Below are 12218 nucleotides of genomic sequence, written 5' to 3' on the forward strand. Positions count from 1 at the left end.
ATGGGACGCCGCATCCCCGCATCACACAAGTCATTAGTAATGGGAGGAATCAAAAATGGCTGCGCCTTTGTATCGTAGAATTGCTCAACAAATTAAAGAGGAAATCCAATCGGGAATATGGAAAGAAGGGGAAGCGATCCCGACAGAAATGCATCTGTCAGAAAGGTATGGAGCATCCCGGGTGACGGTAAGACAGGCAATCAAAGGTCTTGTCGAAGAGGGGCTTCTTGAGAAAATACAGGGGAGCGGTACGTATGTGAAAGAGCAGAAGATTGAACACAACATTTTCGAACTACTGAGTTTCACTGAAGAAATGAGACGTTTAAACAAAGAACCTGTGAATAAAGTCCTCCACTTTGAATTGAAAGAAGCAGAGGACCATGTGAAACGCATGTTAAAACTTGCCGATGGGGAGAAGGTTTTTTACGTCCGACGACAAAGACTTGTCGATGATATTCCCTATGTTGTCGAGGATACGTATCTGCCGGTTTCCATGTTTCCAAATCTTTCCTATGGGATTATGACCGGTTCGAAATATGATTATATTGAAAAAGAAGTGGGGATGAAAATCAAAGACAGCTTTCAGGAAGTCATCCCGGTGCTGCCTTCAACGGATATTGCAGAAGCACTTACGGTCGAGGAATCCATGCCGATTTTGAAAATTCAATTGTATAGTGTTTTTGTTGATGGGTCGATCTTTGAATATAGTGAAAACTATTTCAAAAGTGATGAATACAAGTTTACCCTCAGGGCTTCCGGGCCCTGAGCGGATGCCATTTCTTGACGAAAAGCACAGGCGAAGGTGCCTGTGCTTTTTCTGATGGTCCACGAAATGAGAGAATTCGGAGCTGCTGAGAGAGTGTTCAGGGGAGCGGCTTTCGGTTCCAGATCCAGACGTTTTGACTATGAGGGTGAGGAAGGAGGTTGTTGGGTTTTATTTTGTTTTTTCGCTTTGAAAAGCAAGCCCGTCCAAACAATTAAAGGAATGATTAGACCGTGCGTAATGGCAAACGGAAACCATGTTTCATTGATGAAAGTCTCAAAATAAGCGACATCCGGGTATGCGATAATGGATAATACGACCATTCCCATTCCCAAGGGGAGCAATAAAGGGCGGTGGTCTTCCATGGTCAGAAATTGGGCGATGCCTACAGAGGTTGAATAATAAAGGATGACCATTTTAAAGAAAATTGTAATCATCCAAATGATAGCGATGATAATCTCCAAACCTTCTAAAAAACCGGCGATATTGATTTTTTGAGCTAATTTGTAGCTTGGATAGGTGTTCAACGCAGTTAAATCGCTGCCTAAAATCAGGACGCATAAAAGAGTAATTAACGTTAAGACAGCGCCACCAATGAAAGTTCCTAACAGCCAGGCTCTTTTTTTTGTTTTCCCATCTTTGACATAAGGAATGATCATAAGAAAAGTGACCATTTCTAATAATGGTGTACCGATCACGAATGTAGAAGTGTCCAGGACAGGAACGATTCCATTGCTAAGAACCGGTTGTAAATTCTCCATTTTTATTTGCGGAGATAATGTGATGGTGAAAAAGACCAACAGGAGGACAACCCAGGGCATAAACATTTCTGAAGATCGTCCGATGGCTTCTAGTCCAAGGTAAGTTCCCCATATGACAACGATCAAAAAAAGGATATGAGTAAACTGCAAGGGTGTTTCTGGAATGATTTGGGTGGTCATGAAGTCACCGATGTTTCTTAAAACAAGGGAAGCAAGAATATAAAGGAAAGAAAGATAGAAAAAAAGCAGCACTCTGCCCAGCCAGTTCCCAAAAACAGAAATCGTAGCCTGGACGAATGTTTGTCCTTTCATCAGTGTAGCAATGTGATTGTATAGAACAACAAGAAGCAATCCAACAGCAATGGAAATGGAAATGGACATCCAGGCATCCTGTTTTGCGTGGGCCGTAAGCGGGGTAGGGACGATCAAAATGGAACTTCCCACAGAAAACAAGATGACTAGAAACATAAACTGCCGGGGGCTGATCGTCTGATTATCCATATCTACACCTCTTATCGTTTAGAATCCAATCATTTTATAGAAACTTTGAATGAGGTCGAGTGGGTTTGTAAGCTCAACCTCCAAGCTTTCCAACACACTAATGATCGTGAAGGAAAGAAGGAAAATCGTGAAAAACCATGCCTCTTTTTTTCTGTTTTTCTTGTGCAGCCTTGGGAATTCAAGTAAGAAAATACCTAGGGCGAGAATGATGATGGAGACCATAGACCACATGTGGATCACACCTATTCTTCTTTTGTAATGGGTTGGGTGGAATTTCCTTTTCTTCGAATTTGAGCTTTGACTTGAATGTCGATCTTTAATTCTTTGAACTTGCTATTCCAATTGTTTTCTATCGTCTTCCAATAGGCAGGATTTTTTCGGTGGATGAGATTACCGAACCCGAAAATATCACTTCCGAAGTCTTCTTGCGCAGCTTTGATTGCAGCTTGCATCTTCTGCTTGACCCTATTTTCAACTTCTCCATTAATGGTTTCAATGGATTCTGCCTTCGTAAGGTCGATGGGACAGTCTAATTCTCCTACATTACCTTCCAATTCTAATTCAATGGATATGGTGGGGTTCCCATCGTCGAACTTCGCCTTTAAACTGTTGTCTGTCCGAAGCACTTCTACACTAATAAGTCCTTTATCTTCGCAAGGGTATGAAACGGTTGTACTTTCCATGTCACCTGTAATATAGTTCAAGCCTTTGCTTTCCTCAGGTTTTAACCAGCCGATCAATCGATCCTCTTCCATAACGGCAAGGTTATCAATTCGTAATTGTGTAGGGGCATCAATTTTTTCTATATTCTCAATCGATGTACCAACTTCAGCATTGCCATCAATGAGCAGGCCTGGGAGCACTGGGTTTTGCCCTTTACTACGGATTTGAGCAATCAGTTCATCAATGACAACCCCTCTTGAACTTCCTAGACTTCTCTGCACGGCTTCCATCGAATGCATGAGTTTGTTGGCAGGAATTTTTTCATACGGAGTGAGGACATTCAAAAGATCTTTAACTCCTGTATCCTTCGCAATGGTCACAAAAAATGCGGTCCGGAATTCATGGTCTCTATAAAAAGCATCAAGAGATGGGAGGATGCCTTCCTCTGCCAATTTTCTTCCGATCACAAGCAGGCGTAGTTGTGACAGATACATTTTCCTCGGAGACTTTTCTGTCATATTCCGAAAAGCTTCGAAGAGGGAATCTCCTGTTGATTCATAAATGGAAACAGGCGGCCTTGTAGTTGGTGCATCTGTCGCTATTTCTGACGGGTTGATGACTTGAGTGATCAATAGGAACTGGTTGTCTTCTGTTTTATCGATTCCGACAGCTACGACAATTCCAAGGTCATCTAACTCTTTACTATTCCAACATCCGGAAAGAAGTAGCAGGCAAATCGCCAGGAAGATCGCTTTATTATATAGGTTCATCTACATCCCTACCTCTCTTTTGAAGTGGAATCGACACGTTTTTGGTCGCTTTTCGTAAAGAAACTAGGCCGGGAAAGAAGGCCCCAATGGGGTAAACGGATCAAGACATCTTTTTGGTCTTTCCCTATCATAGGTGCGAGAGGGGCCATATAAGGCTTTCCGAACGAATTTAAGCTGCTTAAATGAAAAACGATAGCAATCATACCTAAAATGATACCGAATAGCCCAAAAGTGGCCGCCAGAATCATCATTGGAAAACGGAGAATTCTAATGGAGATCGCCATATTGTAAGTAGGAAACACGAAACTGCTGATTGCCGTAATGGCTACTACGATGACCATGGCGGGAGAAACAAGGCCCGCTTGGACAGCTGATTGACCGAGTACGAGCGCCCCAACAATGGAGACAGCTGAACCGACGGGTTTTGGTAGACGGACCCCGGCTTCCCGTAGGACTTCAAAGGTCAACTCCATCATTAAAGCTTCCACAAAGGCTGGGAAAGGAACCCCGTCCCTTTGAGAAGCAAGACTGATCAAAAGTGGAGGGGGAATCATTTCATGGTGGAACGTTGTAAAAGCGATATATAATGATGGCATAAACAAGGCTACCGAAAAACAAAACAATCGAAGTAATCTCACCAGTGTTCCGATGTCTGCTCTTTGGTAATAGTCTTCACTGGACTGCATGAAATTCACAAATAGAGCAGGCACTAAAAGGACATTCGGCGTACCATCAATCAGGATGGCAACCCTGCCTTCCAAGATTCCCCCAGCAATGGCATCCGGCTTTTCTGAATTATAAACCGTAGGGAACGGGGAATACTGAGCATCCTGAATGAATTCCTCAATATATCCACTTTCTAACACGGCATCGATATCGATTTGGTCCAGTCTTTCCATCACTTGATCAAGGACTTCTTTTTCAGCTGTGCCCTCTAAATAAACAACGGCAACGTCCGTACAAGTTTTCCTTCCGATGGTTTTCGCTTCTACTCTGAGGTTAGGATCTTTAATTTTCCGTCTTAATAGAGCGGTGTTTGTTCTGATCGTTTCAGTGAAAGCTTCTTTTGGCCCGCGGATGACGCTTTCTGATGTAGTTTCTTGGACGCCTCTGTCGCGCCAGCCTTTTGTACTTGCTGATAAAGCTTTCGTTTGCTTGTCTAGGAGTAAAATGGTTTCACCAGAAAGTAATTTCTTCAGTAGGTCCTGTTTATCTTTCACTTCCGCCATTTCACCAATGGGGAGATTGGCCTCTTTAATGGATGTATATAGATGGTGAGTCAAATGCCTTTTTTCTGGAACCTCAAGCATTAAAGCTTCCAAAATGAAGTTTTGTACCGTGTTCTTATCTACAAGTCCATCCATGTAAAGGACAGCAGCGGATGTCTTATGAATGGAAAAGGGACGTGTCACAAGGTCCGAGCTATTTCCGAGTGTTGTGCGGATATCGTTCAAATTTTCATCTAATGATGGTGAGAGAGGCTGAGTGTTAGGGGAAGTCTTTTCATTCGTCGTATTATCCTTCACAAACTCCCACCTCCGCTGTTTTTCATTAGCATGTTCATCTATTGGGAATTTATGAAAGGGGTATCCTTCTTTTTAACGGTGTTTGATTACAGGTGCAAAAAAGAGGTTCTTAAACAAAGGTTCAATCATAGGGATTGATGGTTGGGTGATAGTAATCTAACGAAAAAAAGACTGCTCCTCAGAGGAGCAGTCTTTTTGCTATGGGTTATTCTTTTACAGATCCGGATACGATCCTTCGTTGAATAGTAAAACCATGATGACAAGAGGGACTGTAAAAATGATGGTAGGTGCTGAGATTTCCTCCTATGGAATGGTGTACTGGCTTTGGAACATTGCAATCTCGACAGATTACGGGCTTTCATATCAAGGGGTTAGAGGTCTACGGAAATAAATCATGTCCATCCCTCTTATACCATTTTCATAAAAAGGATTCGAGTATTGAAGGAAGAAATCATGATGAATTTTATAAAACCGAAAACCAGCTTTTTGATAAAAGGCTAAGTTTTCTATACTAGAATTAGAAGTTCCGACGAGCATTTCTTTGTACCCGTTTTATGAAAAAGTGAACAGGATGCGTCAATTACTCGTTTTCCAAATCCTTTTCCTCGATAGGCTTCTTGTAAGGCGATGTTCTTGATTTCGACCGTGTTCTCTTCAGGAAACACGAACAAACAGACACCAATATGTCCATCCTTCAGATAAATGGTATAGAACACACCATCATCAATATAGCTTTCAACAATGGTTTCAGATTCATCAGCCAGCAGAAGGTCTGCCATGAAAAGGCGGCGGTCTTTCGTTTCCACTAAATGAATACGGCTCATAAGTTCCTCCTCCTTCATGTTCGGCTATTATCGTAAGGATGTGGTTATGATAACATAAGGGTAGTACATCTTTTTCAGAAATCGGAAATTTTTCTGAAAAGACATCATCTATGGAGTGCAAAAGCTCAGGGTGATTTTTTGCGGGAATAGAGAAGATTTCCCTAAACATTTGAGGAATGTAACATAAAGGAGTCGTCGATGATGGAACAACGAGAAAAGATCTATGATTTGATCGGAGTAGGTGTAGGACCTTTCAATTTAAGTCTGGCTGCTTTGCTGGATGAGATAGACGAAGTCGAACCCCTCTTTTTTGAACAGAATGAAGCTTTTGACTGGCATCCGGGAATGTTAATTGAAGGGACAAAAATGCAAGTCCCTTTTATTGCTGATTTGGTGACAATGGCAGATCCGACGAACAAATACAGCTTTTTGAACTATATCAGCAAAAATGAGCGGATGTATCAGTTTTACTTTTTGCAGCGGCTCGACATCCCGAGAAGAGAATACAATGACTACTGCCAATGGGTTGCTCGACAGCTCGACAGCTGCCGATTTGGGAGAAGAGTTACGAATATAAAGCATTACAAGGATAATGACGAGCTTTTCGAAGTAGAAGTGACGAATGTAGAAAGTGGAGAAACCGAGGTGTACCGCACGAAGAATTTAGTCATGGGTACAGGAAGCGTGCCGGTCATGCCGCGCTCTTTCCAAGATGCTTCTTCAGAAGACGTTTTCCATACAGCAGACTTCCTGCCGAATCAGGACCGCTGTCGTAAGGCGGAGTCCATCACAGTTGTCGGTTCAGGACAAAGTGCGGCTGAGACCTTTCGCGAACTGCTGAAAGAGCAGCGTGATTGTGGCTATCGTCTCGATTGGATTACGCGATCGGCGAGTTTTGAGTCGATGGAAGAATCAAAGCTAAGCCTCGAGCATTTTTCACCGGATTACGTGAATTATTTTTACCAGCTTCCACAAAAGCAGAAAGATGAGATCTTCGCTAATCAAGGACTATATTATAAAGGAATCAGCAATCATACGATCAATGACATCTACAATCTCTTATATGAGTATTCGGTCGGTCGGGAAGAGCTGGATGTCGGATTGCAGGTACTTAGTGAAGTGAAGGATGTTCGTCCAAAAGCAGGTGGTGGCTATGAACTCGAATGCTATCACTATCAGAAAAAGGAGACGTTCACCCATGAAACGGATCTCGTGATTGCAGCAACGGGTTACAAGCCTTTGGTTCCAGACTTTATCCACCACTTGGAGGATTTCCTTGATTGGGATGAAGAAGGAAGATACAAAGTGACCGCGGATTATCGACTTGTAACTACGGAAGAGACAGCGAACGAAATTTATGTCCACAGTGGGATATCGCATACCCATGGTGTAGGTTCGACCAACCTGGGATTATCTATCCACCGGAATAAAGTCATCATCAACCACCTCGTGGGACGCGAAGTTTTCCCTACGAACGAAAAAAATATTTTCCAGTCCTTCACGGTCTAATTATTATCACCCCAGCCATTCATGGCTGGGGTTTTTTGCATGATTTATTAAAGAATATGGCAGGAGGATAGCGTAAGACTTAGGTTCGAGAGTTTGACACGATGTGGGGGGCGTTCGATGTTGGCACAGGACGTGCCGTACTTAATCGAACTTCCTCTATCCTTTTGCCCCTCCTCGGACTTCGTTTTGCGAGGTCTTACCGTTTCCCAACCCCCCCTGACTACTAATGAGGCAAACGAACCCCGGTTATCTCGAAAATGAGTCTTCAACAAACGGGAGCTTTTATAGGCGGTAATAGAGTACGGGGTACTGTTGATAATGTGTATAAAATTGTGCATATGTGAATAAGGGGAGAATTTACGAGAAGAAATCACTACTTATCCACATGTGTATAGAGGGTGATCTTTTTTTACTTTATCCAATCCTATCTCGTTAGGAATTGTTGAGATTATGCAGTGTTTCCATTAAGAATCTGTAAAACTAGCAAATTGTGATGGTAATCTATTGACATCTGGTCCTTAAGGGTTAATAATATTGTAAATATACAGATGAAATAATAAATATACATAGAGGTGGATTCAGAGTGAAAGCAGGGATCGTAGGTGCGACCGGGTACGGCGGAATAGAATTGCTCCGCTTATTAACAAATCATCCACAAGTTAAAACGATAACCTTATATTCATCTTCCCAGGCAGGGGAGAAATTTGAAGACATTTACCCTCAATTCCATGGGGGAGAATCTTATGTGTTACAAGATTTAGTACCGGAGAAGATGAAGGAAGATTTGGACGTCATTTTCCTTGCGACTCCGTCTGGGGTTTCAAGTAAATTGACTCCTCAGCTGCAGGGCGGCCATGCAAAGGTCATTGATCTTTCTGGAGATTTGAGGTTAAAAGAGCCCACATCTTATGAACAGTGGTATAAAAAAGAAGCAGCTCCTGATGATACGCTGGAAAATGCCATCTATGGGCTCCCAGAGTGGAATCAAGAGCGAATACAGGAAGCCGACATTATTGCCAATCCAGGGTGCTATCCAACCGCGACATTACTTGGTTTGGGCCCCGTAGTCAAAGAAGGTTTGGTGAAGCCTGACTCTGTCGTGATTGATGCGAAATCAGGGGTCTCAGGTGCGGGGAAAAATCCAAATCCGATCACCCATTTTGCTCATGCCCAGGAAAATTTTCAAATTTATAAAGTGAATCAACATCAACACATCCCGGAAATTGAACAACAATTGTCCATATGGGACGACCAAATAGAGCCTGTCACCTTTTCGACACACCTCGTTCCGATGACTAGAGGAATCATGGCGACCATCTATCTTCAGTTAAAAGAAGAGGTAAGTGAAGAGGACTTGCGGCAGAAGTTTAAGAGCTACTATGAGTCACAGCCTTTCGTCAGAGTACGTGAATCGGGCGGATTTCCATGCACGAAAGATGTGTACGGATCTAATTTTTGTGACATCGGTCTTACCATTGATGCCCGGACCAAGCGGGTCACCATCGTAAGTGTCATCGATAACTTAATGAAAGGGGCGGCCAGTCAGGCGGTCCAAAATATGAATCTTGTATTTCGATATGACGAGAAAACAGGGCTTGCACCACTGCCTGTTTATCCTTAATGAAGAGAGGGAGAGATGGTTTGATACAAGCGAAGAACACCCAAACAATTGAAAAAGTAGCGGATGGTTCCATTCTTACGCCGAAAGGATACAAGGCAGGTGGGATTCATAGCGGATTAAGATACAGAAAAAAGGACTTCGCTCTTCTTATGAGTGATCGACCGGCTTCTGCAGCGGCTGTGTACACTCAAAGCCATTTCCAGGCCCCACCTCTTAAGGTGACGCAGGAAAGCATTGCGGAACAGGGGAAAATTCAAAGTGTCGTGATCAATAGTGCAGTCGCCAATGCCTGCACAGGAGAAGAAGGTCTGGCCAATGCATACGAGATGCGCCGTATGATTGCAAAGAGGTTTGAGATTCCGGATGAATACGTAGCCGTTGCCTCTACAGGAGTCATTGGACAACAGCTTCCAATGGAAAAGATCGCTCACGGCTGTGAGAATGTAGAGCCTTCAGAAGAAGGATATAAAGATTTTCAGCAAGCAATTCTTACGACAGATACTTGTCAAAAGCATGCGTGCTACCAGGTACAGGTGGAGGGGAAAACTGTCACCATTGGTGGAGCAGCTAAAGGATCAGGGATGATTCATCCAAATATGGCGACAATGCTTGGTTTTATTACGACAGATGCAACCATAGAGCCTGGTGATTTAAAACATGCGTTAAGCCCTTCTGTTGATAATTCTTTCAATCAAATTACCGTTGATGGAGAGACTTCAACCAATGATATGGTCCTGACGCTTGCGAATGGAGAAATAGATCATAAACCGCTGACAGAAAATCACCCGGATTGGGAAGCTTTTCAAACTGCCCTTCAGCTTGTTTGCGAAGATCTTGCTAAACAAATCGCCAAAGATGGAGAAGGGGCCACCAAGCTGATTGAAGTGGAGGTCACCGGTGCCCGCTCAAACGAAGAAGCGCGCGTCATTGGGAAAAAAGTGGTCGGTTCGAGCCTGGTGAAGACAGCTGTTTATGGGTTGGATGCCAACTGGGGAAGGATTGTAGGCGCTATCGGACATAGCGATGCGGTGGTAGACCCAAATCAATGCGATATCTACATTGAAGAACAACTGGTGTTTAGTAACGGAACCCCTTGTCCATTTTCAGAAGAGCAGGCAACGGAAGATTTGGATAATGAGAAAGTGAAAATGACGATTCGTCTTAACGAAGGAGATGGAGAAGGGACGGCGTGGGGGTGTGATTTGACTTATGACTATGTCAAAATCAATGCAAGCTACCGAACATAAGCCTGCTGTCGTAATAAAGCTCGGTGGAAGTATGCTCGATCAATTAACCGATGATTTTTATAATAGCTTCAAGGACCTGCAGAAACATTATCATTGTATTATTGTTCACGGTGGAGGTCCTGCGATTACAAAATTATTAGATCAGTTGAATATAGAAGGTGAGTTTTTTGACGGGCTGCGGAAAACCACCCCGGAGACGCTCGAGGTTGTAGAAATGGTCCTCGGGGGTTCGGTGAATAGCAAGATCACGGGTCACCTGATGAAAAAAGGGATGAAGGCTGTAGGAGTCAAAGGTTCTGAAACCTCGTTGTTGCAAGCGGATTACTTAGATAAAGAAAACTTAGGCCTTGTAGGAAAGATAAGAGATGTGAATCCAATGTTTCTAAAAAAGCTTCTGGATGAAGGGTACCTCCCAGTGGTTGCACCTTTTGGGAGGACTGATGATCATCAAACGGTGAATATTAACGCCGACGTGGCTGCAGGAGCTATTGCTACAGCTGTCAGCGCTGAAAAGCTTCTTTATGTTACGGATGTTCCGGGCATACTCGTCGATGATGAAATATTGGCGAGCACAACCCCTGAAGAAATTGATGGAATGATCGATCAAGGAATCATCTATGGCGGAATGATCCCTAAAGTTCATTCCGCAACGGAAGCTTTATCCGACCATTTAGAAGAAGTTAGGATTGTAAGTGGAGAAAAAGCCTTGATGGAAGGCGATTTGTTGAATGGTACATCCATCAGAACGAAAAGAAAGGAGATGGTGGAGTGAGTTTATTTCCTACGTATAACCGCTTTCCTTTAACTATTGTATCTGGAAAGGGAACGACGGTGACCGATGATGAAGGGAAAGATTATTTAGACTTTGTATCAGGGATTGCTGTATGTAATCTGGGTCATCGACCTCCAGAAGTTCAGGAAGCGCTGGAAAAACAGTTGAATCAGGTATGGCATGTATCAAACCTTTACCAAATTCCCGTGCAGGAAGAGGCGGCCCAATTGTTGTGTGAAGCGTCTGAGCTGGATTATGCTTTTTTCTGCAACAGTGGGGCAGAAGCGAATGAAGCGGCCATCAAGCTTGCCCGTAAACATACAGGGAGAGAGAAGATTATTACATTCAAGCAATCTTTCCACGGACGGACATTTGCTACGATGAGTGCAACCGGGCAGGAAAAGATTCATGATGGATTCGGTTCTCTACTTCCCACTTTTGAATACTACCCTTATAACGATGTACAGAAAATAGAGGAAGTGCATGACGGCCATGTAGCTGCGATCATGGTCGAAGTCATCCAGGGAGAGGGAGGAGTCGTACCGGGGACCAAAGAGTTTTTGAAAACGGTCGAAGATAAATGCCGGGAATTAGGTGCCCTTTTGATCATTGATGAAGTTCAAACCGGAATCGGACGTACAGGAAAAGCTTTCGCCTATCAACACCATGGACTGGACCCTGACATCGTGACAGCTGCCAAAGGATTGGGAAGCGGATTTCCTGTCGGGGCTATGATAGGAAAAGCTGAATTAAAAGATTCCTTCACAGCTGGATCTCACGGTTCAACGTTCGGTGGGAATCCGTTAGCTTCAGCGGCAGTGAAAGCGACGCTTGAAAAAATCTTTGTTCCTGACTTCCTTGCTTCTGTTACGGAGAAAGGGACGGTATTCAAAGATAAGCTTGAAGATTCATTGGCGCGCTTTAAAAGTGTGAAAGAAGTACGTGGTGAAGGTTTGATGTTGGGGATTTCCATATCCAGTGAAGCGATTCAAATTGTTCACTCATTAAGGGGAAAAGGACTTCTAGCTGTGGTAGCTGGTCCGAATGTTTTGAGGCTGCTCCCTCCATTGACTGTGGAATATGAGGAAATGGACCAAGCTGTTGCTTTAATTACCGAAGCGATTCAACAGTACGAAGACAGTCTTCAAAAAGCATAAAAAATGTATAGACGGTGATGTTCACAGTCGTGTTCAGCACCGTCTTTCTCAAAAGTTTAATGTATAAAAATACGCAATATATAATAAATATTCATTTTATGGGG

11 protein-coding genes are annotated in these 12218 nt (G+C 43.3%); 6 read left to right on the forward strand and 5 right to left on the reverse strand.

All coding sequences use genetic code 11. The features are described 5' to 3' along the window. The first annotated feature begins 55 nt into the window (after window positions 1–55). Window positions 56–766, forward strand: coding sequence for a GntR family transcriptional regulator (locus LC065_RS05955; protein ID WP_306163807.1), 711 nt, complete (start codon window positions 56–58; stop codon window positions 764–766). Between the two features lie 137 nt (window positions 767–903). Here the strand turns inward: LC065_RS05955 and LC065_RS05960 are convergent, their stop codons facing one another. The 5 genes from LC065_RS05960 to LC065_RS05980 all read right to left on the reverse strand — a co-directional run bounded on the left by LC065_RS05960 (window position 904) and on the right by LC065_RS05980 (window position 5808). Then, window positions 904–2025 carry a GerAB/ArcD/ProY family transporter gene (locus LC065_RS05960; RefSeq protein ID WP_226593119.1) on the reverse strand — a complete coding sequence of 374 codons (1122 nt, stop codon included), beginning with the start codon at window positions 2023–2025 and terminating at the stop codon, window positions 904–906. A gap of 18 nt (window positions 2026–2043) precedes the next feature. Continuing rightward, window positions 2044–2256 (reverse strand): hypothetical protein, encoded by a 213-nt coding sequence (locus LC065_RS05965; protein WP_226593118.1) that lies wholly within the window; start codon window positions 2254–2256, stop codon window positions 2044–2046. 11 nt (window positions 2257–2267) lie between these two features. Continuing rightward, complete coding sequence (locus tag LC065_RS05970; RefSeq protein WP_226593116.1) at window positions 2268–3458, reverse strand: Ger(x)C family spore germination protein; 1191 nt, start codon at window positions 3456–3458, stop codon at window positions 2268–2270. 8 nt (window positions 3459–3466) lie between these two features. Further along, complete coding sequence (locus LC065_RS05975; RefSeq protein WP_306163808.1) at window positions 3467–4984, reverse strand: spore germination protein; 1518 nt, start codon at window positions 4982–4984, stop codon at window positions 3467–3469. Between the two features lie 506 nt (window positions 4985–5490). Beyond that, window positions 5491–5808, reverse strand: a complete 318-nt coding sequence (locus LC065_RS05980; protein WP_226593113.1) for a GNAT family N-acetyltransferase — start codon at window positions 5806–5808, stop codon at window positions 5491–5493. Window positions 5809–6006: 198 nt separating this feature from the next. Here LC065_RS05980 and LC065_RS05985 point away from each other — a divergent pair, with 198 nt between their 5' ends. The 5 genes from LC065_RS05985 to LC065_RS06005 all read left to right on the forward strand — a co-directional run bounded on the left by LC065_RS05985 (window position 6007) and on the right by LC065_RS06005 (window position 12114). Then, window positions 6007–7317, forward strand: a complete 1311-nt coding sequence (locus LC065_RS05985) for a lysine N(6)-hydroxylase/L-ornithine N(5)-oxygenase family protein (protein ID WP_371933406.1) — start codon at window positions 6007–6009, stop codon at window positions 7315–7317. A gap of 583 nt (window positions 7318–7900) precedes the next feature. Beyond that, window positions 7901–8938 (forward strand): N-acetyl-gamma-glutamyl-phosphate reductase, encoded by a 1038-nt coding sequence (argC, locus tag LC065_RS05990; RefSeq protein ID WP_226593109.1) that lies wholly within the window; start codon window positions 7901–7903, stop codon window positions 8936–8938. Between the two features lie 20 nt (window positions 8939–8958). Further along, on the forward strand, window positions 8959–10185 hold the full coding sequence (argJ, locus tag LC065_RS05995) for a bifunctional ornithine acetyltransferase/N-acetylglutamate synthase (protein ID WP_226593107.1): 1227 nt from the start codon (window positions 8959–8961) through the stop codon (window positions 10183–10185). Further along, the gene (argB, locus tag LC065_RS06000; protein WP_226593105.1) at window positions 10148–10957 is read left to right on the forward strand and encodes an acetylglutamate kinase; all 810 of its coding nucleotides are present in this window, start codon (window positions 10148–10150) and stop codon (window positions 10955–10957) included. Before argJ ends, argB begins: the two co-directional genes overlap by 38 nt. Next, the gene (locus LC065_RS06005) at window positions 10954–12114 is read left to right on the forward strand and encodes an acetylornithine transaminase (RefSeq protein ID WP_226593103.1); all 1161 of its coding nucleotides are present in this window, start codon (window positions 10954–10956) and stop codon (window positions 12112–12114) included. Before argB ends, LC065_RS06005 begins: the two co-directional genes overlap by 4 nt. The last annotated feature ends 104 nt before the right edge of the window (window positions 12115–12218 follow it).

It is taken from the genome of Halobacillus litoralis (assembly GCF_020524085.2).
In the GTDB taxonomy this organism is placed as follows: Bacteria; Bacillota; Bacilli; order Bacillales; family Halobacillaceae; genus Halobacillus; species Halobacillus litoralis_E.